Source organism: Pseudomonas sp. Pc102, from assembly GCF_018408275.1.
Taxonomy (GTDB): domain Bacteria; phylum Pseudomonadota; class Gammaproteobacteria; order Pseudomonadales; family Pseudomonadaceae; genus Metapseudomonas; species Metapseudomonas tohonis.
The window spans coordinates 71,475-97,433 of the sequence record NZ_AP021905.1 but is presented as its reverse complement, the minus strand read 5'-3'; the positions used below and the strand labels follow the sequence as shown (position 1 = coordinate 97,433).

The following is a 25,959-nucleotide window of genomic DNA, read 5'->3' as shown; positions in this document are numbered from 1 at the left end:
TCAGCCCAGCACGATGCGGTTGCGACCGTCGCGCTTGGCGCGGTACAGCGCCTGGTCGGCACGCTCGAACGCCTGGTCGTCCTTCTCGCCCTCGACGAAGGACACCAGCCCCCCCGACAAGGTGATGGTCACGGGCTCGCCCTTGAAGTGGAACGGGCACTGCTCGATGGCCCCGCGCAGGGTGTCGAGCAATTGCTGGCCACCCTCCAGCGGAGTGGCGGGGATCAGCAGGACGAACTCCTCGCCGCCGAAGCGAGCGATGAAGTCGGTCTTGCGCAGGCGCTTGGCGATCTCGCCGGCGATGATCTTGAGCACCTTGTCGCCGGCCAGGTGGCCGTAGTTGTCGTTGATGCGCTTGAAGTGGTCGATGTCCAGCACGGCCAGCAGCAGCTCGCCGCCGTAGCGCTTCCAGCGCGCCACCTCGAGCTCCAGGCGCTCGCTCCAGGCGGCCCGGTTGGGCAGGCCGGTGAGCGGGTCGCTGAGTGCCTTCTGCCGCTGCTCCTCGAGATGGTCACGGAAGGCGCTGGCTTCCTGTTCCATGGTCGCGACGCGGTCCACCAGCATCTTGAGGCGCCCGCCGACTTCTTCTTCGCGGGCGGCACGCTGGCGCTGGTAGTCGTTCATGGTGCTGAGCAGGCCGTCGAGGCGCTTTTCCACGGCGCGCTTGAGGTCGTCCAGGTCGGTGGCGTCCTGCACGCTGCTCTGCAGGTCGCTGACCTGCTCGCGCAACTGGTCGTCGAGCACGCGGGCGCTTTCCAGGGTCTCGCTGTAGCCCTCCTGGGCGGCGGAAATGGAGGCGACGAAGGCGACCAGGCGCTCGTTGAGCTGCTTGAGGTAGAGGGCGAAGTCGCGGTGTTCGCTGTTGGTGACGGCCAGCACCAGCACGGCGAGGTCGTCCAGCACCGGCACCAGTTCGTACCAGTTCAGGCCGCCCTCCAGGCGCTCGCGCAGGGCTTCGCCCTGGGGTTTGTGGCGCTCGGGCAGGTCGAGTTCGTCCAGAAGCCCCCGCAGGCTGGCGGCGACGTGCGGCGCGACGGCGCTGTAGCCAGGCTCGGGCGGCGTGGGCAGCGCGTAGCCCGGGTCGCCTTCGCCGGTGAGCAGCGCCGCTGGCAGCGGCAGGCTGTCGAGGCGCGGGGACAGGCTCGGGCTCACGCCACCGGTGACAGCGGTGACGGGCGCCGCTGCCGCGACGGACGCCATGGGCTCCACGGCGAGCGGATCGACCGGGGCGGCGGCGGGCGCTGCGGGTGCAGGCGCCGGGACAGCGGCAGGCGCGGCCTCGGCGGCGGCCTGGAGCGGGGCCGGTTGTTCGAGGGCCCCGGGGGCGGCCGGCGCTGGCTGGGCCACCGGGGCCTGGGCAGGCGCGGGAACGGGTGCGCCGGCAGCCGGCGCGGCGGGCTCGTCATCCTCGGCAGGCGTCGCAGCCGCCTGCAACGCGGCGGGTGCGGGGACGGCCGGCGGCGGGGCCAAGGCTTCGCCACCCGGGAGCGGCGCGCCGCCCGCCTGGGGCTCTTCGGCGCTGTCGCCCTGGCCTCCGAACAGGCGCTGCAGCAGGCCGGGCCTGGGCGTGGCGGATTCGGCATTGACGATTTCGTCGAGGGCGCGCTGTTGTAGGCCGCTGAGCTCGCCGAGGAGGGCGGGCATCTCCCGCGCCTGGCTGGCGCGCTCGTCGATGCGCTTGGCGAACTGCTTGAGGGCCTTGCGCACGTCACGCGGCACATCCAGCTTGAGCAGCTGGTTGGTCAGCCCGGTGAGGGCGCCGACGTTCTGGTCGATCCGTTGCTGGCGGCGCTGCTCGGAATCGAGCACGGCCTTTTCCAGGCGCGGGATCAGGGCGGAGAGGCCGGCGTCGATCTGGTCGCCACGGATGATCTCGCGCAGCTCCTGCATGCACTGGTCGACGGCCTTGTCGGTGCCCTCGGCGGCGAGGGAGCTGCGCACCAGGCCACGGCGCAAGAGGTCGAGGCGGGCGTCCCAGCGGCGCTCCAGCTTCTCCTGCTGTTCGAGGCTCTGCAGGTACTTTTCTTTCCAGCGCTGGCCGTCGTCGCTCATGAAGGTGTTCCGTGGGGGGTGTCCATCAGGGCCGGCAGCGCATCCCCGGTGAGGGAGGCGGGGAGGCGGATGTCCACCGCCACTGGCAGGTGGTCGGAGATGGGTTGGCTGAGCACCTGCACACGCTCCAGGGCGAGGCTGGGGCTGAGCAGGATGTGGTCGAGGCAGCGCTGTGGGCGCCAGCTCGGGAAGGTGGCCTCGACCTGCGGCGCGAGCAGCCCGAGATCACGCAGGGGCGAGGTCTTCAGCAGGTCGTTGGCATGGGTGTTCATGTCGCCCATCAGCACCTGGTGGCGGTAGCCGCCGATCAGCTCACGGATGTAGGCGAGCTGGCGGGTACGGGCCTTGGTGCCGAGGGCCAGGTGCATCATCACCACCACCAGCGCGTCCTCGCCCTCGCCGAAGCGCAGGAGGATGGCGCCGCGACCAGGCGGGCCGGGGAGGGGGTGGTCTTCGAGGCAGGTGGGCTGCAGGCGGCTGAGCAACCCGTTGCTGTGCTGGGCGATGCGCCCGAGGTTGCGGTTGAGCTGCTGGTACCAGAAGGGAAACGCGGCCAGGTGGGCGAGGTGCTCGACCTGGTTGACGTAGCCCGAGCGCAGACTGCCGCCATCGACTTCCTGCAGGGCCACGAGGTCGAAATCGCCGAGCAGGGCACCGATGCGCTGCAGGTTGCCTGCACGGCCGGCATGGGGCAACAGGTGCTGCCAGCTGCGGGTCAGGTAATGACGGTAGTGGCCGGTGCTGATGCCGACCTGGATATTGAAGCTGAGCAGCCGGAGGCGACCGTCCTGGGGCAGGCCGCTGGAATTGCAATGCGGGTTGACCTGCGGGGTCCGCAGGCCCGCGGTGCGATCATTGCTCCAGCGGCGCAGCATCTTCGCTCTGCCGGGCGCCGCTTACTTCGCGGCGCGCTCCTTGGCGATGAGGAAGTCGGCAACCTGGGTGGCCTGCTCGGGGCCGCCGGAGGAGCCGATGTCGAAGCGGTACTTGCCGTTGACGATCAGGGTCGGTACACCGGAGATCTGATACGCCATGGCGAGCTTCTTGGCCTTCTCCATCTGGCTCTTCACGCTGAAGGAGTTATAGGCCTTGATGAAGGCGGCCTTGTCGACGCCCTGGCCAGCGAGGAACTCGGCCATCTCGTCGGGGGTGGAGAGCTTCTTGCCTTCCTTGTGGATGGCCTCGAACACAGCTTTGTGCACGGCGTGCTCGACGCCCATGCTCTCCAGGGTGATGAACAGCTGGCCATGGACGTTCCACACGCCGCCGAACATGGCGGGGATGCGCACGAAGTTGACGTCTTCGGGCAGCTTCTCGGTCCAGGCGTTCAGGGTGGGTTCGAATTGGTAGCAATGGGGGCAGCCGTACCAGAACAGTTCCACCACTTCAATCTTGCCGGGCTTGGACACCGGGACCGGGCTGCTCAGTTCGACGTACTGTTTGCCGGCCTGGATGTCCTCGGCCTGTGCGGTCATGCCGAAAAGGCTCGCACTGGCAAGAACGGCGGAAAGAATCAGGTTACGCATGCTTAACTCCTAAGCGGTCAGTATGGTTCTGCGGCGGGCCTTGCTTCGACCGATCGCTGTGCGTCGGGTTCCGGCAATTGTAGCGGCGGAACCAATGAAAAAGGGTGGCCATGGCCACCCTTTTATTTACCGATTTCTACCGCTGGGTCGGACTCAGTGCAGACCCTGAATGTAGCTGGACACGGCTTCGATGTCCTTGTTGCTCAGCTTCGCGGCGATGGCGCGCATGATCATGCTGTCGCCGTCGTTGGTGCGGTTGCCTTCGCGGAAGTCGGTCAGTTGCTTGGCCACGTACTGGGCGTGCTGGCCACCCAGGTGCGGGAAGCCGGCGGCGGCGTTGCCGGCACCGTTCGGGGAGTGGCAACCGGTGCAGGCGGGCATGCCTTCTTCCAGCTTGCCGCCACGGAACAGGGCTTCACCACGGGCGACCAGCTTGGGATCGGCGGCGCCGACGCTGCCGGACTGGCTGGAGAAGTAGGCGGCGATGTCAGCCAGGTCCTGGTCGCTCAGGTTGGTCAGCAGGCCGGTCATTTCCAGCACTTGGCGGTTACCGGACTTGATGTCGTGCAGCTGCTTGAGCAGGTAGCGCTCGCCCTGGCCGGCCAGTTTCGGGAAGTTGGGGGCGGCGCTGTTGCCGTCCGGACCATGGCAGGCACCACATACGGCAGCTTTCGCCTGACCGGCTTTGGCGTCGCCAGCGGCGTGGGCCAGACCGGTGATGCCCAGGGTCAACAGCAGACTCACGAGTACTTTGTTCATCAGCTAATCCAATTACGGCTAAGGGTGAAAGAGTTAGCGCCGGGCTACCTTGATTATTGGCTCATCCACTGGATGACCGCTTGGTAGTCCTCGGCACTGCAGTCCATGCACAAGCCTCGGGGAGGCATGGCGTTCAAACCATTGGTGACGCTCTTGACCAGAGCATCGTTGCCCTTGGCCAGACGCGGCTCCCAGGCGGCCTTGTCGCCCTTTTTCGGCGCCATAGGCAGTTGACCGTTGTGACAGGCACCGCAGGCCCGGTTGAAAACCGCTTCCGGATCCTGGGCGGCCTGAGCGCCAAAGGCCAGCGCCGCAAGGCTTGCGACGAGTAGCACTTTCTTCATGATCAACCTCATCAGAGGGGCCCTGCCATGCGTTCTGTCGCGCAACGGTCAGTCCCGTGGACACTGAACCCTGGGGGATAAAGCGCACACTAAATCTGCGGCATTATATACTGGCGATGCTCAAACGGAAACGAAACAGCCCCCTGCGACACCGCGTCGCACCCGTGGACACCTCATGTCATTCAAGAACCCGATCATCGGCCTGTGCCAACAGGCCCGCTTTCTCATCAGTGCCGCCAAGGTCGACCAGTGCCCTCCCGACGAAGGCCTGGAAGTGGCGTTCGCCGGGCGTTCCAACGCCGGCAAGTCCAGCGCGCTGAATACGCTCACCCACGCCAGCCTGGCGCGCACCTCGAAGACCCCGGGGCGCACCCAGCTGCTCAACTTCTTCTCGCTGGACGAGCAGCGGCGCCTGGTCGACCTGCCCGGCTACGGCTACGCCAAGGTGCCGATCCCGCTCAAGCAGCACTGGCAACGCCACCTGGAAGCCTACCTGAGCAGCCGCGAAAGCCTGGCCGGGCTGATCCTGATGATGGACATCCGCCACCCGCTGACCGACTTCGACCGCCTGATGCTCGACTGGTCCGCCGCCGGCAACATGCCCATGCACATCCTTCTGACCAAGGCCGACAAGCTGGCGTTCGGCGCCGCGAAGAACGCGCTGCTCAAGGTCCAGCAGGACATCCGCAAGGGGTGGGGCGAGGGCGTGACCATCCAGCTGTTCTCGGCGCCCAAGCGCCAGGGCGTCGAGGAAGCGCAAGCGGTGCTGGCCAACTGGCTGCAACTGGGCGAGGAATTCGAGCAGGTCGAGCCGGAAGCCTGAATCGCAGGCAAAAAAAACCCCGAGCTTCGTATGGGGAGGGGGAAGTTCGGGGTTCAAGTCTGAACCGCTAGGGCGGGGTCCAGATATCTGCCAACACTAAACACAGCAAAAGGAGCATCGAAGGCTTCACCAGCCATTCCCGAACTCTGACTCTGTGCCTAGCGGAAAAGTTCACCCTCTCTCTGAAATCCGTTCGTTATGAAGGCCTCCGGCGTTATGCGCCGGAGGCCTAAGCCAGAGCTGGCGCCGCCTCAGTGCGCCTCGTCCCAGTTGTCACCCACCCCGACTTCCACCAGCAGCGGCACATCCAGCTGCGCCGCGCCGCTCATCAAGGGGCGGATGGCCTCGCGCACCTGTTCCACCAGGTCCTCGCGCACCTCCAGCACCAGTTCGTCGTGCACCTGGAGGATGACCCGCGCGTCCAGGCCGGATTCGCTCAGCCAGTTATCCACTGCCACCATGGCGCGCTTCATGATGTCGGCGGCCGTGCCCTGCATCGGCGCGTTGATCGCGGTGCGCTCGGCGCCCTTGCGCATGGCCTGGTTCTTCGAGTTGATCTCGGGCAGGTACAGGCGCCGCCCGAACAGTGTCTCGACGAAGCCCTGCTGCGCGGCCTGCTCGCGGGTGCGTTCCATGTAGGCGAGCACGCCGGGGTAACGGGCGAAGTAGCGGTCGATGTACGCCTGGGATTGCTTGCGATCGACGCCGATCTGCTTGGCCAGGCCGAAGGCGCTCATGCCGTAGATGAGGCCGAAGTTGATCGCCTTGGCGCTGCGGCGCTGGTCGTTGCTCACCTGCTCCAGCTCGACGCCGAAGACTTCCGCCGCCGTGGCCCGGTGCACGTCGCGGTCGTGACGGAAGGCGTCCAGCAGGCCTTCGTCCTTGGCCAGGTGGGCCATGATGCGCAGCTCGATCTGCGAGTAGTCCGCCGCCAGCAGCTTGTAGCCCTTGGGCGCGACGAAGGCCTGGCGGATGCGCCGGCCCTCGGCGGTGCGGATCGGGATGTTCTGCAGGTTCGGGTCGGTGGAGGACAGCCGCCCGGTCGCCGCCACCGCCTGGTGATAGGAGGTGTGGATGCGCCCGGTGCGCGGGTTGATCTGCTCCGGCAGCTTGTCGGTGTAGGTGCTCTTGAGCTTGCTCACGGTGCGGTACTGCATGATCACCTTGGGCAGCTCGAAGTCCTGCTCGGCCAGCTCCGCCAGCACGTTCTCGGCGGTCGAAGGCTGGCCGGTGGCGGTCTTGGACAGCACCGGCAGGCCGAGCTTCTCGTAGAGGATGGTACCGAGCTGCTTGGGCGAGCCGAGGTTGAACTCCTGGCCGGCCAGCTCGTAGGCCTGGCGCTCCAGCTCCACCATGCGCGTACCCAGCTCGATGCTCTGCTGGCCGAGCAACCTGGCGTCGACGTAGGCGCCGTTGCGCTCGATACGCGCCAGCACCGGCACCAGCGGCATCTCGATGTCGCGGAACACGGAGGCCAGCGACGGCGTGGCCTCCAGCTTCTGCCATAGGGTCTGGTGCAGGCGCAGGGTGATGTCGGCGTCCTCGGCGGCGTAGGGGCCGGCCTGCTCGATGGCGATCTGGTCGAAGGTCAGCTGCTTGGCACCCTTGCCGGCGATGTCCTCGAAACGGATGGTGCTGTGGCCGAGGTACTTCAGCGACAGGCTGTCCATATCGTGGCGGGTCGCGGTGGAATCCAGCACATAGGACTCGAGCATGGTGTCGAACGCGATGCCCTGCATGAGGATGGGCGTCGAGGCGTTGGCCAGGACGTTCATGTCGTACTTGGCGTGCTGGCCGATCTTGCCCTTGGCCGGGTCCTCCAGCAGCGGCTTGAGGGCCTCGAGCACGGCGTCGCGGTCCAACTGCTCGGGCACGCCCATATAGGAGTGGGCCAGCGGCACATAGGCCGCCTCGTGCGGGCTGACGGCGAAGGACACGCCGACCACCTGCGCCTGCTGCGGGTCGAGGCTGGTGGTCTCGGTGTCGAAGGCGAACAGCGGCGCGTCCTGCAGCTTCTTCAGCCAGGCATCGAACTGCGCCTGATCCAGCACGGTTTCATAGCGGGTCTCGACCGCTTCGGCCGGCTGCACGGGCGGCGGCAGCGTCTCGCCGGCGGCCTTGGCCTGGCGCTGCAGGTCGTCCAGGCCGGTCTTGAATTCCAGGGTGCGGTACAGCTCGGTCAGGGCTTCCACATCCGGCTCGCCGGGGTGCAGCGCCTCGATCTCAACGTTCAGCTCGACGTCGCACTTGATGGTGGCCAGCTTGTAGGAGAGGTAGGCCATCTCCTTGTGCTCCTCGAGCTTGGCCGGCAGGCCCTTGGCGCCGCGGATCGCCAGCTCGGGCACCTTGTCGAGGCTGGCGTAGAGCACGTCCAGGCCGCCACCGACGCCGGTCAGCAGGCCCAGGGCGGTCTTCTCGCCGACGCCGGGCACGCCGGGGATGTTGTCGACCTTGTCGCCCATCAGGGCCAGGTAGTCGATGATCAGCTCAGGACCGACGCCGAATTTCTCTTTCACGCCATCGATGTCCAGCACGCTTCCGGTCATGGTGTTGACCAGCGTAATGTGCCCGTCGACCAGCTGCGCCATGTCCTTGTCGCCGGTGGAGATCACCACCGCGCGCCCCAGCGCCGCGCTCTGCCGGGCGAGGGTGCCGATCACGTCGTCGGCCTCCACGCCCTCCACGCACAGCAGCGGCAGCCCCAGTGCGCGCACGGTGGCGTGCAGCGGCTCGACCTGCACCCGCAGCTCGTCCGGCATCGACGGCCGGTTGGCCTTGTACTCGGCGAACATCTCGTCACGGAAGGTCCCGCCCTTGGCGTCGAAGACCACCGCGAAGGGGCTGTCCGGGTACTGCTTGCGCAGGCTTTTCAGCATGTTCAGCACGCCCTTGACCGCGCCCGTCGGCAGGCCGGCGGAGGTGGTCAGCGGGGGCAGGGCATGAAAGGCGCGGTACAGGTAGGAGGAACCGTCCACCAGGACGAGAGGGGCTTGGCTCATGCGTGAATTCAACCTTTATTCGCCGGACCCGCAGTAGAATGGCCCGATCATTGACGATAAGGGACAAGGTTACCACCATGCGCGCCATCAACCGCCTGTTGCTTGCCAGCCTGCTGGTCGTCGCCCCGGCCGGCGTATTCGCCGCCGACGACGCCCCCTCTGCCGAGCCCGACGTGACCATCCGCCAGGACGGCGACAAGACCATCCAGGAATACCGCGTCAACGGTTTCCTCTATGCCATCAAGGTCACCCCCAAGGGTGGCAAGCCCTATTTCCTGGTCCGCGCAGACGGCGACAGCAACTTCATCCGGTCGGACAACCCGGACATGCTGATCCCGCAGTGGGAAATCTTCAGCTGGTAAGGCCGTCGTGCCGGCCGTAACAAGGTAGTCCAATGTCCGTTTTCACCCCGCTCGAACGCCCCGAACTCGAAACCTTCCTGGCCCCCTACGGGCTGGGGCGCCTCAAGGACTTCAAGGGCATCGCCGAAGGCTCGGAGAACAGCAACTTCTTCGTCAGCCTGGAGCGGGGTGAATACGTGCTGACCCTGGTGGAGCGCGGCCCCAGCCACGACCTGCCGTTCTTCATCGAACTGCTCGACGTGCTCCACGACGCCGGCCTGCCAGTGCCCTACGCCCTGCGTACCGCCGACGGCCAGGCCCTGCGCGAGCTGGCGGAGAAGCCCGCGCTGCTGCAACCCCGGCTCGCCGGCAAGCATGTGCGCGAGCCCAACGCGCACCATTGCAGCGAGGTCGGCGCACTGCTGGCCCGCCTGCACCTGGCCACCCGCGAACACCCCATCGAGCGCAAGAGCGACCGCGGCCTGGACTGGATGATCGAAGAGGGCCCGTCCCTCGCCCTGCAACTGGACGACGCCGCGCTGCCTTTATTGCGTGACGCCCTGAAGGAAATCGCCGAGCTCAAGCCGCGCATCCTCGCCCTGCCCCGCGCCAACCTGCACGCCGACCTGTTCCGCGACAACGTGCTGTTCGACGGCCCGCACCTGGCCGGGCTGATCGACTTCTACAACGCCTGCTCGGGGCCGATGCTCTACGACCTGGCGATCTGCCTGAACGACTGGTGCTCCGACGACGAAGGCCGCCTGGACGCCCAGCGCGCCCGCGCCCTGCTCGGCGCCTATGCCGCCCTGCGCCCCTTCAGCGCCGCCGAGGCGGAACTCTGGCCGACCCTGCTGCGCGTCGCCTGCGTGCGCTTCTGGCTGTCGCGCCTGATCGCCGCCAACGCCTTCGCCGGCCAGGACGTGCTGATCCACGACCCCGCCGAATTCCAGCGCCGCCTGGCCCACCGCCAGGACGTGCACCTGCCGCTGCCCTTCGCCCTCTAGGCAGCGGGCTCCTCCACCACCGCCCAGCCGAACGCCGGGTACAGCGCGCCGTCCGCGTCGCGCTGGGCCACGCCGAACAGCCCGCCCACCAGCCGCGCGTCGCGCCTGGTGCCGGTCGTCAGGTCATCGATCAGCAGCACCGCGCTCACCAGGCTCTTGGGTATCGCCTGCAGACCCGGCCCCTGGGCCTGGTCCGCCATCAGCCAGTCACCCGGGATCGCCGCTGCACGCGCCCGCTCGAAGCGCACCTGCCAATCCCCCAGGTAGGGGTTGGGCTGCAGCGCGTCCGTCCAGGGGTCGGTGAGGTAGGGGAACAGCGTGAGGATCCAGCCGGTCAGCTCCGACGGGCCCGAACCGCTGCGATAGCGGAAGAAGGACTCCCAGAAGGCCCGGTCGACTTCGCCGGAAGCCGTGCGGGCGATGGCTTCCAGCACCGGCTTCAGGCTCGCGACCCAGGCGCCGAGGCCGTAGCCCTCCAGTACGGTGAAGCGCTCGATGATCAGCTGCCAGTCATCCTCGCTGCCCTGCAGCTCGATCTCGGGGATACCGCAGCCGGCCAGCATCTCGTAGTCGAAATAGCCGCTGAAGGCATCCATCCAGCACAGCGAGAAGGCGGCGCTCTCGATGGGGCCGGTGGTGGAGAAGGCCGTGGCGATGAAGTCGGAGAACTGCGGGATCTCCCCGGCGATCTGCCGGGAGAAATCACCGAACAGCTCGACCCACCGGCTCTTGTCGGCAAAGGGATAGTCGGGGCAGAACACCGAGAGCTTCTTCTTGCCCTGGTGGCTCACCAGATCGGGCCGGAGCTGCTCGCCGTGCAGCGCCATGTGGTTGGCGAAACCCTGGGCGATGCAGAACCAGATGTCGTCCGGGCGGATGACCAGCGGGTGGTGCCCATAGAAGGCCCGGCAGGCGGCCTTGGCGAAAGCGTTGCAGTTGTCCTCCTCCAGCAGCTCGGCGGCCATGCAGTCCAGCGCCTCCACCGGCCGGTTGAGCAACGCGCGCATGACCGTATCCGCCGGCACGGGCCGATAGCGCGCGCCGTGTTCAACATCCGAGAGGGTGAAGCGGATCATTCGGGCTCTCCCTGAACCTGGAAAAGGCGACATGTTGCCGGTTTGCCGAATGTGGTGCAGCTACCCCAGGCCTCGCTATCAGGGGTAGACGATGCATGGGCTGGAACGTCGCAGGTGCGCGCAGCACACCCTACGTGGGCTCCGAAGCCCGGATTGAGACTCGATGTAGCCTGGGCTTCAGCCCAGGAAATATGCGCTCAGGCGCAACGCATGCGTGTCCGTGTGAAGGTGAAGCCCGCTGTGGACATCCCTGTCGGTACTCCGCTGCCTCGGTTCGACCCCGGCCCGGCCATCCTTGGCCGGGCGTTCGCCGGCGCAACGCATGCGTTGACCGAGTGAAGGTAAAGCCCGCTGTGGACGTCCCTGTCGGTGCTCCGCTGCCTCAGTTCGACCCCGGCCCGGCCATCCATGGCCGGGCGTTCGCCCTTCAAAAACGCATGCTTGTCCGTGTGAAGATAAAGCCCGCTGTGGACGTCCCTGTCGGTGCTCCGCTGCCTCGGTTCGACCCCGGCCCGGCCATCCTTGGCCGGGCGTTCGCCCTTCAAAACGCATGCGTTTTGAGCGGGCTCACCCACATTTCGAGTGCCCGCAGTTGAGGCAGGTGGCACAGCCGTCCATCTGCACCACCGCCTGGGTGTTGCACTTGCCGCAGAGCTGGGAGCCGGGCGGGAAGCCTTCGCCGGGTTCGGCGGTGCTGGTCCCCAGGCTGGCTTCGTAGGCGGCGCGTTTCTCGGCGAGGTAGAGCTTCTGTTCCTCGCCCAGTTGCTGGCCTTCCATCAGGCCGATGGCGATCAGGTGGCGTTCGAGCACCGCGCCGATCTCCGCCACCAGCGAGGGCATGTAGATGCCGCCACGCTTGAGGTAGCCGCCGCGCGGGTCGAACACCGCCTTCAGCTCCTCCACCAGGAAGGTGCAGTCGCCGCCCTTGCGGAACACCGCCGACATGATGCGGGTGAGGGCGACGATCCACTGGAAGTGCTCCATGCCCTTGGAGTTGATGAAGATCTCGAAGGGCCGGCGCTGCTCGTAGGCCGTGCCGGGGTTGAGCACGATGTCGTTGATGGTCACGTACAGGGCATGCTCGAACAGCGGCGACTTGATCTTGTAGGTGGCGCCGACCAGGGTCTCCGGGCGCTGCAGGGTCTCGTCCATCTGCACCACGGCGGCCGCTTCCTCGGCGGCCAGGCGCACGCGCTCGGCCTCGACGTCGACCACCTTGAAGCCCTTGATCTTCTGGCTGATCTTCACGCTCATCGCTGCCTCCGCGAATCAGTACTTGCCGTAATAGCCTTCTTTCAAGGCGTCGAAGAGGTTGGCGGCGGTGTGCAACTCACCGTCGTACTCCACCTGCTCGTTGCCCTTGAGCTCCACCACGCTGCCGTCTTCCAGTTCGAAGCGGTAGCGGGTCTTCTCCAGGTCCGCGTCCTTCACCAGCACGCCCTGGAAGGCCGCCGGGTTGAAGCGGAAGGTGGTGCAGCCCTTGAGCCCCTGGCGCCAGGCGTAGCGGTAGATGTCCTTGAAGTCCTCGAAGGGGTAGTCGGTGGGCACGTTGGCGGTCTTGGAGATGGACGAATCCACCCACTTCTGCGCCGCCGCCTGGATGTCCACGTGCTCGGCCGGGCTGATGTCGTCGGCGGCGACGAAGTAGTCCGGCAGCTTCTGCGCCGCCGTCTCGGCCCCCGGCACGGCGCGGGCGTTGACCAGGGTGCGGTAGGCCAGCAACTCGTAGCTGCACACCTCGATCTTCTCCTTGGTCTTGCGCCCGGGGCGGATCAGGTTGCGTGAATAGGCGTGGGCGAAGCTCGGCTCGATGCCGTTGGAGGCGTTGTTGGCCAGGCTCAGGCTGATGGTGCCGGTGGGGGCGATGGAGCTGTGGTGGGTGAAGCGCGCGCCGACCCGTGCCAGCTCCTCGACCAGTTCCGGCGCGTACTCGGCGACGCGCTGCATGTAGCGCGAGTAGCGCGCATGCAGCACGCTGCCCGGCACCTCGTCACCCACCTTGAGGCCGTCCGCGGCCATCTCCGGGCGCTTGCGCAGCATCTCCGCGGTCACCGCGAAGCGCTTCGCCAGCAGCGGCGCGGGGCCTTTCTCCCGGGCCAGCTCCAGGGCCTGCTGCCAGCCCACCAAGGCCATCTCACGGGCCACTTCCTCGGTGAACACACAGGCCTCCGGGCTGCCGTAGCGCAGGCGCAGCAGGGTCAGTGCCGACCCCAGGCCGAGGAAGCCCATGCCGTGGCGGCGCTTGTCGGTGATCTCCTCGCGCTGCTGTTCCAGCGGCAGGCCGTTGATCTCCACCACGTTGTCGAGCATGCGGGTGAAGACCCCGACCACCTCGCGGAAGCGGTCCCAGTCGAAGCGCGCGTCCTCGCTGAAGGGCGCCTCGACGAAGCGGGTCAGGTTGATCGAGCCCAGCAGGCAGGAGCCGTAGGGCGGCAGCGGCTGCTCGCCGCAGGGGTTGGTGGCGCGGATCGCCTCGCACCACCAGTTGTTGTTCAGGTCGTTGACCCGGTCGATGAGGATGAACCCCGGCTCGGCGTAGTCGTAGGTGGAGACCATGATCATGTCCCACAGGTGCCGAGCCTTGAGCCGGCCATAGACGCGGCAGGCCACCAGAGCGTCCTCGCGCACCTGGTAGCCCTCGTGCACCGGCCACTCGCGCCAGACCACCTGCTCGGGGTCGCCCAGGTCGACCTCATCCAGCTCCTTGGCGTGCACGGGGAACACCAGGGGCCAGTCGCCATCGGCCTCCACCGCCTGCATGAAGCCGTCGGTGATCAGCAGGCTGAGGTTGAACTGGCGCAGGCGGCCATCCTCGCGCTTGGCACGGATGAACTCGCGCACGTCCGGGTGGCTGACGTCGAAGGTGCCCATCTGCGCGCCCCGGCGCCCACCGGCGGAGCTCACGGTGAAGCACATCTTGTCGTAGATATCCATGAACGACAGCGGCCCGCTGGTATGCGCGCCGGCGCCGGAAACGTAGGCGCCACGTGGGCGCAGGGTGCTGAACTCGTAGCCGATGCCGCAGCCGGCCTTCAACGTCAGTCCGGCCTCGTGGACCTTGGCCAGGATGTCGTCCATGGAGTCGTGGATGATCCCGGAGACCGTGCAGTTGATGGTGGAAGTGGCCGGCTTGTGGCCCAGGGCGCCGGCGTTGGAGATGATCCGCCCGGCGGGGATGGCGCCGTTGCGCAGCGCCCAGAGGAAGCGTTCGTACCAGTGCCCGGGGTCGTTCGTCTCGACCTCGGCCAGGGCCTTGGCGACCCGCTGCCAGGTGTGGTCGAGCGTGGCGTCGACCGGGGTGCCGTCCTTGTGCTTGAGCCGGTACTTGCTGTCCCAGATGTCTTCGGACGCGGCCTGCAGGGCGATGCCCTCGCGCGCCTGGATCGTGGTGCCTGTCTTGGCCATTCGCCGGAACCTCCTGTCGCCTGGATGAACCTTTGGAAGGGGCTCACCCTATCAACATGTAGTGCCAGGTCGATGACGCATATCAATATCTTGTGTCACCGCCGCAAAACCCTCGGTGACACCTTAGCCGTCGGAACGCCTCCCCGCCGGGCGTTCCGTCCGATCCTTCAGAGCTTTTCCAGGCAGCCCGCCAGGCCGGTGCCGAGGCTCTCCAGCAGCGCCTCGTAGCCTCCCGCGTCCAGCGGCGCCTGCATGCCCAGGGCATCCAGTTCGGCCAGGCGCACCGGCAGGCCGGCGGTCAGGGTATCGGCCAGGCGCGGGCGCACCGGCGGCTCGTTGAACACGCAGCTGGGCCCGGCCTGCTGCAGGCGCGCGCGCATGGCGGCGACGTGGCGGGCACCGGGCTGCACCTCGGCGGCGACGCTGAAGACCCCGGCGTGGCGCAGGCCGTAGGCGGCTTCGAAGTAGTCGAAGGCCTCGTGGAAGACGAAGAACGGCTTGCCGGCGACGGCGGCCATCCGTGCCTTGAGGCGCGCATCGAGCTGGCCCAGGCGCTCGTCGAAGGCCTTGAGGTTGGCCTGGTAGCGGGCGGCGTTGGCCGGGTCGGCGGCGGCCAGGTCGGCGGCCATGCGCGCGGCGATCACCCGGGCGTTGGCCGGCAGCAGCCAGAGGTGGGCGTCGAGTGAGCCGGGGCGGTGATCGTGGTCATGCTCGTGTTCGTCCTCGGCCTCGTGCTCGTCATGGCCGATGGCCTCGAAGTGGCGCAGGGTCATGCCGGGCAGGGATTGCACCGCCACCGCCGGCTTGCCGCGCCCTTCGAGCACGCGGGGGAGGAAGCCTTCCAGGTCTGGGCCGACCCAGTAGAGCAGGTCCACCTCGCGCACCCGCCGCACGTCGGAGGGGCGCAGCGCGTACTGGTGCGGCGAGGCGCCCGGAGGCAGCAGCACCTCGGGTTCGCCGACGCCGTCCTGCACCGCGGCGGCGATCAGTTGCAGCGGCTTGATGCTGGCCAGCAGGCGCACTTCGGCCTGGGCCGGGATGGCCAGGCAGGCAAGGACGATGAGAACGAACAGACGCGACACGGGAAAAGACTCCGGCTCGAAAGCGTAATAGAATAACGTCTCTTTGCCCGGACGTCGCCGCCCATGCTCAAGCCCATCAAGACCAAAGCCCCCCTGGCCTGCCTGCCCCACGACCACTCCCATTGCGTGCGTGATGCCCTGGCCGAAGCCGAGGTGCTCTGCGCTCGCGACGGCCTGCGCCTGACCACCTTGCGCAAGCGCGTGCTGGAGCTGGTCTGGGCCAGCCACAAGCCGCTGGGCGCCTACGACATCCTCGGCGTGCTCACCGAGGAAGACGGTCGCCGCGCCGCGCCGCCCACCGTCTATCGGGCGCTGGATTTCCTCCTGGAAAACGGCCTGGTGCACCGCATCGCTTCCCTCAACGCCTTCGTCGGCTGCAACCACCCGGGCGAGGCCCACCAGGGCCAGTTCCTCATCTGCCGCGAATGCCAGACCGCCATTGAGCTGGAACAGCCGACCATCAGCGACGCCATAGTCGCCAGCGCCCAGGCCGTCGGCTTCGCCGTGGAAGGGCAAACCGTGGAGATCGTCGGCCTCTGCGCCACCTGCCGGGAGGCGGCATGAGCGATGCGCTGATCCGCCTCGACGGCGTCGGCGTCAGCTTCGCCGGCCAGGCGGTGCTGCAGGACGTCGGACTGTGCCTGAAGCCGGGCGAGATCGTCACCCTGATCGGCCCCAACGGCGCCGGCAAGACCACCCTGGTGCGCACCGTGCTCGGCCTGCTCAAGCCCGAGCGCGGCAGCGTCTGGCGCAAGCCGCGCCTGCGCATCGGCTACATGCCGCAGAAGCTCCAGGTGGACGCCACCCTGCCGCTTTCCGTGCTGCGTTTCCTGCGCCTGGTGCCGGGGGTGGACCGCGACGCCGCCCTGGCCGCGCTCAAGGAAGTGGGCGCCCCCCATGTCATCGACAGCCCGCTGCAGAGCGTTTCCGGCGGCGAGCTGCAACGGGTGCTGCTGGCCCGCGCGCTGCTGCGCCAGCCCGAGCTGCTGGTGCTCGACGAGCCCGTGCAGGGCGTCGACGTCGCCGGCCAGGCCGAGCTCTACCGCCTCATCACCCGCCTGCGCGACCGCCTCGGCTGCGGCGTGCTGATGGTCTCCCACGACCTGCACCTGGTGATGAGCACCACCGACCAGGTGGTCTGCCTGAACCGCCACGTGTGCTGCTCCGGCCACCCCGAGCAGGTCAGCTTCGACCCGGCCTTCGTCGAGCTGTTCGGCCAGGACGCCAAGAGCCTCGCGGTCTATCACCACCACCACGATCACGCCCACGACCTGCACGGCGAGGTCGTGGCCACCCCCACCTTCCCCGAGGGCACCCGCTTCACGCCCGTCCACACGCACGGCCCCGACTGCAACCATGGCTGATTTCCTCGTCAACGCGCTTCTCGCCGGCCTCGCCCTGGCCCTGGTGGCGGGCCCGCTCGGCTCCTTCGTGGTCTGGCGGCGCATGGCCTACTTCGGCGACACCCTGTCCCACGCCGCCCTGCTGGGCGTCGCCCTGGGCCTGATGCTCGACGTCAGCCCGACCCTCGCGGTGACCGTCGGCTGCGTGCTGCTGGCCGTGCTGCTGGTCACCCTGCAGCAGCGCCAGCCGCTGGCCTCGGACACCCTGCTGGGCATCCTCGCCCACAGCACCCTGTCCCTGGGCCTCGTGGCCCTGAGCTTCATGAGCGAAGTGCGCATCGACCTGATGGGCTACCTGTTCGGCGACCTGCTGGCGGTGAGCCCCACCGACCTCGCCTGGATCCTCGGCGGCAGCGCCCTGGTGATGCTGATCCTCATCCCGCTGTGGCGACCGCTGCTGGCCATCACCGTGCACGAGGAGCTGGCGCGGGTGGAAGGCCTGCCCGTGGCGGCCATCCGCCTGGCGCTGATGCTGCTGATCGCCGTGGTCATCGCCGTCGCCATGAAGATCGTCGGCGTGCTGCTGATCACCTCGCTGCTGATCATTCCCGCCGCCGCCGCCCAGCGCCACGCGCGCACCCCGGAGCAGATGGCCGCCGGTGCCAGCCTGCTGGGCCTGGTGGCGGTGTGCGCCGGCCTGGCGCTGTCCTGGTTCAAGGACACCCCCGCCGGCCCCTCCATCGTCGTCTCGGCGGCGGCGCTGTTCCTCCTCAGCTTCGCCCTGCCCAAGCGCGCCTAGCCGCTCACCGCCCGCGCCACGGCCGCCTTCAGGGGGCCCGTGGCGGCATCCTCCAGGATCATCCGTGCCGCCTTCTCGGCGATCATCAGGGTCGGCGAGCAGGTGTTGCCGGAAACGATGGTCGGCATGATCGACGCGTCCACCACCCGCAGCCCCGGCACCCCGTGCACCCGCAAGCGCGCATCGACCACCGCCTCGCGGTCGGCGCCCATGCGGCAGGTGCCCACCGGGTGGAAGATGGTGGTGCCGATGTCGCCCGCCGCCCGGCGCAGCTCCTCCTCGCTCTGCAATGCCGCACCCGGCAGGTATTCCTCGGGACGGTAGCGCGCCAGGGCCGGCGCGGCGGCGATGCGCCGAGTCAGGCGGATGGCGTCGGCGGCCACGCGCAGGTCTTCCTCCTCGCTCAGGTAGTTGGGCTGGATCAGCGGTGCGGCACTGGCCTCGGCGGCGCGGATGTCCACGCGCCCCCGGCTGGCCGGGCGCAGGTTGCACACCGAGGCGGTGAAGGCCGGGAAGGCATGCAGCGGCTCGCCGAAACGCTCCAGCGACAAGGGCTGCACGTGGTATTCGAGGTTGGCCCTGTCCTGCTCCGGGCCGCTGCGGGCGAAGGCGCCCAGCTGGCTCGGCGCCATGGCCAGCGGCCCGCTGCGGCTGAGCAAATAGCGCAGGCCCATGCCGGCCTTGCCCCAGAGGCTGCCGGCCAACTGGTTGAGGGTGGGCACGCCGCTGACCTTGAAGATCAGCCGCAACTGCAGATGGTCCTGCAGGTTGCCGCCGACACCCGGCAGCGCGTGGCGCACGCCGATGCCCAGCCCCTCCAGCAAGGGCCGCGGGCCGATTCCCGAGCGCTGCAGCAGGGTGGGCGAACCGATGGCCCCGGCACTGAGGATCACCTCGCGCGCGCGGAATTCGCGGGCCTGGCCCTGCCAGCGGGCCAGCACGCCCCGGGCGCGGCCGTCCTCCAGCAGCACCCGCTCGGCCTCGACGCCGGTGAGCACGGTGAGGTTGGGGCGTTGCCGCGCCGGGCGCAGGTAGGCCTTGGACGCATTCCAGCGCACCCCGGCGCGCTGGTTGACCTGGAAGTAGCCGCAGCCTTCGTTGTCGCCGGTGTTGAAGTCCTCCACCGGGGCGATGCCGGTTTCGCCCGCCGCCGCGCGGAAGGCGTCCAGCAGGTCCCACGACAGGCGCTGGCGCTCCACCCGCCATTCGCCGCCGGCGCCGTGGTGCTCCGAGGCGCCGCCGTGGTGGTCCTCGCAATGCTTGAACAGCGGCAGCACGTCATCCCAGCCCCAGCCCGGGTTGCCCAGGGCGGCCCAGTGGTCGTAGTCCGCCGCCTGGCCGCGCATGTAGATCATCCCGTTGATCGACGAACTGCCGCCCAGCACCCTTCCACGCGGGTAGCCCAGCGCGCGGCCATTGAGGCCCGGCTCGGCCTCGGTGCGGTAGCACCAGTCGGTGCGCGGATTGCCGATGCAATAGAGGTAGCCCACGGGGATGTGGATCCAGGGATGGTTGTCGCGTCCCCCGGCTTCCAGCAGTAGAACCCGGTGCCGCCCGTCGGCCGAAAGCCGGTTGGCCAGCAGGCAACCGGCGGGGCCGGCACCGACGATCAGGTAGTCGTGAGGGCTGTTGTCAGGCTGCATGGGGACCTCGCCAGCGCTTGTAATTGTTGTCGTTCACCATGGTAGGGAAGCCGCCGCAGAAATACAGGACGAACGGCGAACGGCGCGCAGGCCGCCTGGTCTGATAGCACGCAGATGGCAAAAAAGTGACCTCGACTTTTGTCCTGCCCGGCCGCGCAGTGTAGAATTGCGCGTTTTTTGAGCAACACGAGACTTGCAGGAATGATGCAGTTCGCAACCCGATACCTTCCCGTTATCGCGATTTCCCTGCTGTTAGCCGCGTGCCAGAGCAAACCGCAGGTGGCCAGCCTGCCCACCGACGACCTGGTCACCCGTTTCCGCCAGCTCGACCTGAGCCTGAACAACGGCCAACTGGCCGACGCCGAAACCCAGCTCAAGGATCTCCAGCAACGCGCCACCGGCGACACCCGCCTGGAGCAGTACCAGCGCCAGCTCACCGAAGCCTGGCTGAAGAAGGGCCAGGCCGCGCTGCAGCAGGGTGACCTGGACACCGCCACCACCGCCCTCAGCCACGCCCGCAGCCTGATGCCCCAGGCACCGGCGCTGACCACCGGCCTCGACGGCGCCATCGCCCAGGCCCGCGCCAGCGAGCTGGACCGTGCCGAACAGGCCCGCACCGCCAGCGAGCAGGCCGCCGCCAGGGACGCCGCCCGCGCCGCCGAGCAGGCCCGCCAGCAGCGCCTCGCCCTAGAGCGCCAGGCCGCCGAGGCGGCGAAGCTGGTCGCCATCCAGCCCGCCGCCAAGGCCGAGCCCGCCAAACCCGTGCGCCGCGTGGCCAACCAGGTGGCCCTGCCGATGCTCGACAACGATGACAACGAGCGCCTGCGCAGCCTGCTCGACGCCGTCGCCGCCGACGTGGTCGCCTTCGATTGCGGCGTGCGCCTGCAAGTGCGCGAAGCCAAACAGTACCCCTGGGTCGTGGCCCTGCTGTCCGCCCGGGTGAAGAAGCTCGACCCCGCCTACAAGCTGCGCGTCGACCACAGCGTCGACCCCGCCAAGGTGCCGAGCCTGGTACTCAGCCCTAAAAGCTGAGCCCCTCCCGCGCCGGGTGGCACCCGAGCGACGTGAAGCGCGATGCCGTTGCGCAGGGCGGGTGACACCCGCGTCCACTCCCCCCCTGCGGCATCACCGCTAGGGCGTGCGCGCACGTCACCCATATTCCATCTGGCTATAGCCCTAGGCCGACAAAGATTTTCGGCGCCTATGCGCGAACAGGTAGACTACCCGGCTTTTTAGGCCCACCCGGCCCCCGAGAACCCACAAGGTTTCCCCCGTGATCGAATTCCATGACGTCCACAAGGCGTATCGCGTCGAAGGCCGCGAGATTCCAGCCTTGCAGCCCACCGACCTGCGCGTCGAGCAGGGCGAGGTGTTCGGCCTGATCGGCCACTCCGGCGCCGGCAAGAGCACCCTGCTGCGCCTGATCAACCGCCTGGAGGAACCCAGCGGCGGCCGCATCGTCATCGCCGGCGAGGATGTCACCGCCCTCGATGCCGAAGGCCTGCGCCGCTTCCGCCAGCGCGTCGGCATGATCTTCCAGCACTTCAACCTGCTGTCGTCCAAGACCGTCGCCGACAACGTCGCCCTGCCGCTGAAGCTGGCGGGCGAGCTGTCCCGCGCCGAGATCGACGCCCGCGTCGCCGAGCTGCTGGCCCGCGTCGGCCTCAGCGACCACGCGAAGAAATTCCCCGCGCAGCTCTCCGGCGGCCAGAAGCAGCGCGTCGGCATCGCCCGCGCCCTGGCCACCCAACCGAAGATCCTGCTCTGCGACGAAGCCACCAGCGCCCTCGACCCGCAGACCACCGGCCAGGTCCTGCAGCTGCTGGCGGAGATCAACCGCGAGCTGAACCTGACCATCGTCCTCATCACCCACGAGATGGACGTGATCCGTCGCGTCTGCGACCGCGTCGCGGTGATGGATGCCGGCGTCATCGTCGAGCAGGGCCCGGTGGCCGATGTCTTCCTCCACCCGCAGCACCCCACCACCCAGCGCTTCGTCCAGGAAGACGAGCAGGTGGACGAGGGCGAGCAGCGTGACGACTTCGCCCACGTCCAGGGCCGCATCCTGCGCCTGACCTTCCGTGGCGAGGCCACCTACGCGCCGCTGCTAGGCACCGTCGCGCGCCGCACCGGCGTCGACTACAGCATCCTCGCGGGGCGTATCGACCGCATCAAGGACACCCCCTACGGCCAGCTCACCCTGGCCCTGACCGGCGGCGACATCGAGGCCGCGCTGACCTGCTTCCGCGAAGCGGACGTGCACCTGGAGGTCCTGCGCTGATGCAAGAGCTCATCGCCAACATCGACTGGTACGAAATCTGGCTGGCCAGCCTGGACACCCTGCTGATGCTGGGCGGCTCGCTGCTGTTCACCGTGCTGCTGGGCCTGCCGCTGGGCGTGCTGCTGTTCCTCACCAGCCCGCGCCAGCTGTTCGAGAACCGCGCCGTCTACAGCCTGCTGTCGCTGGTGGTGAACGTGCTGCGCTCGCTGCCGTTCATCATCCTGCTGATCGTGATGATCCCCTTCACCGTGTTCATCACCGGCACCTCCCTGGGTGTCGCCGGCGCCATCCCGCCGCTGGTGGTGGGCGCCACGCCATTCTTCGCGCGCCTGGTGGAAACCGCCCTGCGCGAGGTGGACCGCGGCATCATCGAGGCCACCCAGTCCATGGGCGCCACCACCCGGCAGATCGTGGTCAACGCCCTGCTGCCGGAAGCCCGGCCGGGCATCATCGCCGCCATCACCGTCACCGCCATCACCCTGGTGTCCTACACCGCGATGGCCGGCGTGGTGGGCGCGGGCGGCCTGGGCGACCTGGCCATCCGCTTCGGCTACCAGCGCTTCCAGACCGACGTGATGGTGGTCACCGTGGTGCTGTTGCTGGTGCTCGTCCAGATCCTGCAGACCATCGGCGACAAGCTGGTGGTGCATTTCTCCCGCAAATGAAAGGATGGCCGGCGTCCACCCGACCCGGCCCTCGCATTCCCATAAGGAGCGTTCCATGAAAAAACTGCTGGTGGCCGCTGCCGCCTTCGCTGCCCTCTCCGCCCAGGCCGACACCCTGACCGTGGCCGCCACCCCGGTGCCGCATGCGGAAATCCTCGAATTCATCAAGCCGCAGCTGGCCAAGGAAGGCGTGGACCTGAAGATCAAGGTCTTCACCGACTACGTGCAGCCCAACGTGCAGGTGGCCGAGAAGCGCCTGGACGCCAACTTCTTCCAGCACCAGCCGTACCTGGATGAGTTCAACAAGGCCAAGGGCACCCAGCTGGTGAGCGTCGCCGGCGTGCACATCGAGCCCTTCGGCGCCTACTCCAGCAAGATCAAGAAGCTCGACGAGCTGCCCCAGGGCGCCGCCGTGGTCATCCCCAACGACGCCACCAACGGCGGCCGTGCGCTGCTGCTGCTGGACAAGGTCGGCGTGATCAAGCTGAAGGACAACACCAGCATCACCGCCACCCCCAAGGACATCGCCGAGAACCCCAAGGGCATCAAGGTGCGTGAACTGGAAGCGGCCACCCTGCCGCGCGTGCTGACCCAGGTCGACCTGGCCCTGATCAACACCAACTACGCCCTGGAAGCCAAGCTGAACCCCACCAAGGACGCCCTGGCCATCGAAGGCAGCGACTCGCCCTACGTGAACATCCTGGTGTCCCGCCCGGACAACAAGGACAGCGCCGACATGCAGAAACTGGCCAAGGCCCTGCACAGCCCCGAGGTGAAGCAGTTCATCCTCGAGAAGTACAAGGGCGCCGTGGTTCCGGCGTTCTGATCGCTGTCCGGCCATGAAGAAGCCCGCTCATCGAGCGGGCTTTTTTGTGGTGCTGTCCCAGCGCTTTGTTGCGGAGCCAAGCTGATTATCGAGTTCTGTGGAGGTCACCTGTTTCGCCTTGCCGGGCGAGTCTCTTTTTTCAGTCGCCAAAGAAACCAAAAAGGCTCGCCCCTGCATCCGGCCCGGCTACGCCGGGTACCCTCACTCCATCGTCGTTACAGGGGCACGCGCCGACGGGCCATCCATGGCCCGGCGGCGCTCTCGCGACATCCATGTCGCTCAACCCCTTCCACAACGATTCCACTCGGCCTCCTGAAGGGGCACTGTTGCCGCCCCACCCTCCCACGCTCAATGCAAGCACAGCGTGCGCTCACGACTTGCTAACGCTTTCGATACAGGGAGTGGGGGCAAGGTCAGTTGCAGGGCTTTGGAGAGCGGCAACAGAAGATCAGTACATGACGATTGTGTAGGCCGCGTTCGAGCCGGAATTGAAAGAAGCATCTGTTAGCGAGCGCCATCAGCCGATCTCCACACGCTCCGGCCGCGACCAGATCCACGCGGCGCCGATCGCCATGCCGATGCCAGCCATGATCACCGACGGCGTGTGCGACACGGTGCAGGCCATCAGCGTCAGGCCCAGGCTCATGCTCAGGGTGGCGACCAGCTTGGTGCGCCGGGTGATGACCCCGCCGTTGCGCCAATTGCGCAGCGAGGGGCCGAGCAGGCGGTGGTTCTCCAGCCAGGCGCTGAGGCGCGGCGAGCCCTTGGCCGCCGCCCAGGCCGCCAGCAGCACGAATTCGGTGGTGGGCAGCCCCGGCAGCACCACGCCCAGCAGCGCCAGGCCGATGAGGAGGTAGGCGAGGGCCTGCCACAACCAGCGCAGCGGCCCCCGCGCAACGGCCTCAGGCAAAGCAGCGCTCCAGGTGGTCGGCGAAGCGGTTGAAGGCGGCGATGGCCGCGGCCTCTGCCTGGCGCTCCTGCTCGGCGTCCAGCTCGATGCCGTCGAGGGTGGCGACGAAGCTTTTCCAACCCTGGGCACGACCGCCTTCCGGGTCGCCCAGGTGGCGGGCGCCGAAGCTGTCGGACAGCTGCAGCGCCTCGGCGCGCTTGTAGAGGAACGCGGCACCGAGCTTGGAGCCCTCGGACACGAACAGCCAGCCCAGGGCGGCGCCGAGCCCGTGGCTTGCGCCACGCACGGTCTCGTCGCCCTCCGGCAGCGCATGGCCCAGGTCGGCCAGGTCGAGGCGCGCCTGCTCATGGCGGGCCCGGCCGGCGAGGCCGTCGAAGATCGCACCCAGCCCGGCATCGGCGTAGAGCGCCGCCAGGTCGTACTGGAACAGGTACTGGGCGGCGACGAAGCGGGCGAAGTTCTCGCGATTGCCGAAGGGGTCGTGGCTCTTCACCAGGGCGTCCAGACGGCTGTGGGGCTCGTGGGTCAACTGGTTGAGGCGCTGGGAGCGCAGGGGATGGGAGAGTTGCGGCTGGGAAGCGGTCATGACGGTGTCTCGATTCGGGTGGCATGCCCGGTCGATCGGCCGGGCTTTGCACTGAATGACGTTGTAGCGAATGAAACTCAGTAAAAAATATTCCGAACGGTTTTCCCCGGGCTGAAGCCCGGGCTACATCCAGGGGCGGCACCGGGGTTTCGGTTGAAACCATGCGTCAGCCACGGGCCTGGAAGTACCCCGCCAGCACATCCAGGTCGCCGGCCTCCAGCAGGCCGGCGTGGTATTTCAGTTGCAACCAGGCGCGCAGGTAGCCGTAGCGTGCCTGGGCCAGGTCGCGGCGGGCGCCGTAGAGCTGCTGCTCGGCGTTGAGCACATCGAGGTTGACCCGCTCGCCACCGGTCACGCTGCGCCTGGTGGCTTCGATCAGGGTGCTGGCGGATTCCACTGCCAGCTCATAGGCACGCACCTTGGCGCCGCTGCTGACGCAGAGGTTGAACTGCTTGCGCAGCTGGTTGAGGGTCTCGGCGGTCTGCGCATCCAGGGCGTGGCTGGCACGCTCCATCTCGGCGGCGGCCTGGCGGGTGGAGGCGGAGACCGCGCCGCCGGCGAACAGCGGCAGGCTGATCTGGATGCCGACGCTGTCGGTGTCGTACTTCTGGTTGTAGGTGCTCTCGGAGCTGGAGCGGGTCTTGCTGGTGCTGGCGTAGGCGCTGAGGGTGGGCAGGTGCCCCGCGCGGTTGCGTTCCACCTCGTAGCTCGCGGCGTCCAGGGCGTGGCGCTGCGAGGCCAGCTCGGGGTTGCTGGCCAGGGCCAGGTCGCGCCAGGTCTCGAAGCGCGCCGGCTGCAGCGGCTGCACGCGGAAGCCGTCGGCCAGGGGCGCGAGGTCCTGGATATCCAGCGGCTCGCCGACGATGGCCTGCAGCTCGCGCAGGGCCGCATCGAGGTTGTCCGCGGCCTCGATCTCCTGGGCCTGGGCGAGGTCATGGCGGGCACGGGTCTCCAGCAGGTCGGTGCGGGTGCCCTCGCCAGCCTCGAACAGGCGCTGGTTGAGCTGCAGCTGCTCGGCGTAGGCGCGGCGCTGGGCTTGCGCGAGGGCGATCTGCTCGTGGGCGAACAGCGCCTCGCAATAGGCGTTGAACAGGCGCACCGCCAGCTCCTGGCTGCGGCTGCGCAGGCGCTCGTCGGCCAGCAGCGCCTTGGCCTGGCCCTGGCGGTACTCGGCCCAGGCGGCGTAGTCGAACAGCGGCTGCTGCAGGGTGAAGGTGGAGGAGTAGCTGCGGTAGTCGCGCTCGCTGGTGATGTCGCCGAGGGCGGTGGACTGGGTCACCTCGGAGTCATTGCGACCGCTGTTGTAGCTGTAGGACAGCCTGGGCAACAGCGCGGCCCGACCGATCACCCGCTCTTCGTGGCCGGCGTCGCGCTCGGCGAGGGCGGCGTGGAAGGTCGGGTCGTTGCGCAGCGCCAGGGCGTAGGCGTCGCGCAGGTCGAGGGCCACGGCGGGGAGGCAGGGCAGCAGCAGGAGCATGGCCAGCAACAGGCGCAT

At 68.0% G+C, this 25,959-nt stretch carries 24 protein-coding genes; 10 read left to right on the top strand and 14 right to left on the bottom strand.

Annotated elements, in window-relative coordinates; all coding sequences use genetic code 11:
- The 5 genes from PHLH3_RS00490 to PHLH3_RS00470 all read right to left on the bottom strand — a co-directional run bounded on the left by PHLH3_RS00490 (position 1) and on the right by PHLH3_RS00470 (position 4,681).
- Positions 1-2,052 (bottom strand): GGDEF domain-containing protein, encoded by a 2,052-nt coding sequence (locus PHLH3_RS00490; protein ID WP_213627527.1) that lies wholly within the window; start codon positions 2,050-2,052, stop codon positions 1-3.
- Positions 2,049-2,927 (bottom strand): endonuclease/exonuclease/phosphatase family protein, encoded by an 879-nt coding sequence (locus PHLH3_RS00485; protein WP_213627525.1) that lies wholly within the window; start codon positions 2,925-2,927, stop codon positions 2,049-2,051. The genes PHLH3_RS00490 and PHLH3_RS00485 overlap by 4 nt, the downstream gene beginning before the upstream one ends.
- 21 nt (positions 2,928-2,948) lie before the next feature.
- Positions 2,949-3,578, bottom strand: a complete 630-nt coding sequence (locus tag PHLH3_RS00480; RefSeq protein ID WP_213627523.1) for a thiol:disulfide interchange protein DsbA/DsbL — start codon at positions 3,576-3,578, stop codon at positions 2,949-2,951.
- Positions 3,579-3,731: 153 nt separating this feature from the next.
- Entirely contained in the window at positions 3,732-4,337 is a 606-nt protein-coding gene (locus PHLH3_RS00475; RefSeq protein WP_111259324.1) for a c-type cytochrome, read from the bottom strand.
- A 53-nt stretch (positions 4,338-4,390) separates the two neighbouring features.
- Positions 4,391-4,681 carry a c-type cytochrome gene (locus tag PHLH3_RS00470; RefSeq protein WP_111259379.1) on the bottom strand — a complete coding sequence of 97 codons (291 nt, stop codon included), beginning with the start codon at positions 4,679-4,681 and terminating at the stop codon, positions 4,391-4,393.
- 175 nt (positions 4,682-4,856) lie between these two features.
- On the opposite strand from PHLH3_RS00470, the gene yihA reads away from it, so the two are divergent.
- A complete protein-coding gene (gene yihA / locus PHLH3_RS00465) occupies positions 4,857-5,504 on the top strand; it encodes a ribosome biogenesis GTP-binding protein YihA/YsxC (RefSeq protein ID WP_173174797.1) in 648 nt (215 codons plus the stop codon).
- A 251-nt stretch (positions 5,505-5,755) separates the two neighbouring features.
- Here yihA and polA read toward each other — a convergent pair whose 3' ends face one another.
- On the bottom strand, positions 5,756-8,503 hold the full coding sequence (polA, locus tag PHLH3_RS00460) for a DNA polymerase I (RefSeq protein ID WP_213627521.1): 2,748 nt from the start codon (positions 8,501-8,503) through the stop codon (positions 5,756-5,758).
- A gap of 77 nt (positions 8,504-8,580) precedes the next feature.
- On the opposite strand from polA, the gene PHLH3_RS00455 reads away from it, so the two are divergent.
- Complete coding sequence (locus tag PHLH3_RS00455) at positions 8,581-8,865, top strand: DUF2782 domain-containing protein (protein WP_111259321.1); 285 nt, start codon at positions 8,581-8,583, stop codon at positions 8,863-8,865.
- A gap of 32 nt (positions 8,866-8,897) precedes the next feature.
- Positions 8,898-9,848, top strand: coding sequence for a homoserine kinase (locus PHLH3_RS00450; protein ID WP_213627519.1), 951 nt, complete (start codon positions 8,898-8,900; stop codon positions 9,846-9,848).
- Here PHLH3_RS00450 and PHLH3_RS00445 read toward each other — a convergent pair.
- From PHLH3_RS00445 to PHLH3_RS00430, 4 genes are all read right to left on the bottom strand, one after another.
- Positions 9,845-10,924 (bottom strand): DUF4419 domain-containing protein, encoded by a 1,080-nt coding sequence (locus PHLH3_RS00445; RefSeq protein ID WP_213627517.1) that lies wholly within the window; start codon positions 10,922-10,924, stop codon positions 9,845-9,847. The two genes, PHLH3_RS00450 and PHLH3_RS00445, sit on opposite strands and share 4 nt — an antisense overlap.
- Positions 10,925-11,491: 567 nt before the next feature.
- Positions 11,492-12,178 carry an NrdJb gene (locus PHLH3_RS00440; protein WP_213627515.1) on the bottom strand — a complete coding sequence of 229 codons (687 nt, stop codon included), beginning with the start codon at positions 12,176-12,178 and terminating at the stop codon, positions 11,492-11,494.
- Between the two features lie 15 nt (positions 12,179-12,193).
- Complete coding sequence (locus PHLH3_RS00435) at positions 12,194-14,329, bottom strand: adenosylcobalamin-dependent ribonucleoside-diphosphate reductase (protein WP_213627513.1); 2,136 nt, start codon at positions 14,327-14,329, stop codon at positions 12,194-12,196.
- Between the two features lie 167 nt (positions 14,330-14,496).
- A complete protein-coding gene (locus PHLH3_RS00430; RefSeq protein ID WP_244862963.1) occupies positions 14,497-15,411 on the bottom strand; it encodes a zinc ABC transporter substrate-binding protein in 915 nt (304 codons plus the stop codon).
- Between the two features lie 63 nt (positions 15,412-15,474).
- Between PHLH3_RS00430 and PHLH3_RS00425 the strand changes: the two genes are divergently transcribed.
- From PHLH3_RS00425 to znuB, 3 genes are read left to right on the top strand one after another with little or no spacing between them, the layout of a single operon-like run.
- A complete protein-coding gene (locus tag PHLH3_RS00425) occupies positions 15,475-15,975 on the top strand; it encodes a Fur family transcriptional regulator (RefSeq protein WP_173174775.1) in 501 nt (166 codons plus the stop codon).
- Positions 15,972-16,775, top strand: coding sequence for a zinc ABC transporter ATP-binding protein ZnuC (gene znuC, locus PHLH3_RS00420; protein ID WP_213627509.1), 804 nt, complete (start codon positions 15,972-15,974; stop codon positions 16,773-16,775). The genes PHLH3_RS00425 and znuC overlap by 4 nt, the downstream gene beginning before the upstream one ends.
- A complete protein-coding gene (gene znuB, locus PHLH3_RS00415; protein WP_021219858.1) occupies positions 16,768-17,553 on the top strand; it encodes a zinc ABC transporter permease subunit ZnuB in 786 nt (261 codons plus the stop codon). Before znuC ends, znuB begins: the two co-directional genes overlap by 8 nt.
- Here the strand turns inward: znuB and PHLH3_RS00410 are convergent.
- Entirely contained in the window at positions 17,550-19,196 is a 1,647-nt protein-coding gene (locus PHLH3_RS00410) for a GMC family oxidoreductase N-terminal domain-containing protein (RefSeq protein WP_213627507.1), read from the bottom strand. The two genes, znuB and PHLH3_RS00410, sit on opposite strands and share 4 nt — an antisense overlap.
- Positions 19,197-19,475: 279 nt before the next feature.
- On the opposite strand from PHLH3_RS00410, the gene PHLH3_RS00405 reads away from it, so the two are divergent.
- From PHLH3_RS00405 to PHLH3_RS00390, 4 genes are all read left to right on the top strand, one after another.
- Positions 19,476-20,228 (top strand): hypothetical protein, encoded by a 753-nt coding sequence (locus PHLH3_RS00405; RefSeq protein WP_280527447.1) that lies wholly within the window; start codon positions 19,476-19,478, stop codon positions 20,226-20,228.
- Positions 20,229-20,469: 241 nt separating this feature from the next.
- The gene (locus tag PHLH3_RS00400) at positions 20,470-21,477 is read left to right on the top strand and encodes a methionine ABC transporter ATP-binding protein (RefSeq protein ID WP_173174767.1); all 1,008 of its coding nucleotides are present in this window, start codon (positions 20,470-20,472) and stop codon (positions 21,475-21,477) included.
- The gene (locus PHLH3_RS00395) at positions 21,477-22,142 is read left to right on the top strand and encodes a methionine ABC transporter permease (RefSeq protein WP_173174765.1); all 666 of its coding nucleotides are present in this window, start codon (positions 21,477-21,479) and stop codon (positions 22,140-22,142) included. The genes PHLH3_RS00400 and PHLH3_RS00395 overlap by 1 nt, the downstream gene beginning before the upstream one ends.
- 55 nt (positions 22,143-22,197) lie before the next feature.
- Positions 22,198-22,968 (top strand): MetQ/NlpA family ABC transporter substrate-binding protein, encoded by a 771-nt coding sequence (locus PHLH3_RS00390; protein ID WP_213627503.1) that lies wholly within the window; start codon positions 22,198-22,200, stop codon positions 22,966-22,968.
- A gap of 517 nt (positions 22,969-23,485) precedes the next feature.
- Here the strand turns inward: PHLH3_RS00390 and PHLH3_RS00385 are convergent.
- From PHLH3_RS00385 to PHLH3_RS00375, 3 genes are all read right to left on the bottom strand, one after another.
- On the bottom strand, positions 23,486-23,878 hold the full coding sequence (locus tag PHLH3_RS00385; RefSeq protein ID WP_213627501.1) for a YbaN family protein: 393 nt from the start codon (positions 23,876-23,878) through the stop codon (positions 23,486-23,488).
- Positions 23,871-24,464: a biliverdin-producing heme oxygenase gene (locus PHLH3_RS00380; protein ID WP_173174759.1), complete on the bottom strand. Its 594-nt coding sequence runs from the start codon at positions 24,462-24,464 to the stop codon at positions 23,871-23,873. The genes PHLH3_RS00385 and PHLH3_RS00380 overlap by 8 nt, the downstream gene beginning before the upstream one ends.
- 166 nt (positions 24,465-24,630) lie before the next feature.
- Positions 24,631-25,959 carry a TolC family outer membrane protein gene (locus PHLH3_RS00375; protein ID WP_213627499.1) on the bottom strand — a complete coding sequence of 443 codons (1,329 nt, stop codon included), beginning with the start codon at positions 25,957-25,959 and terminating at the stop codon, positions 24,631-24,633.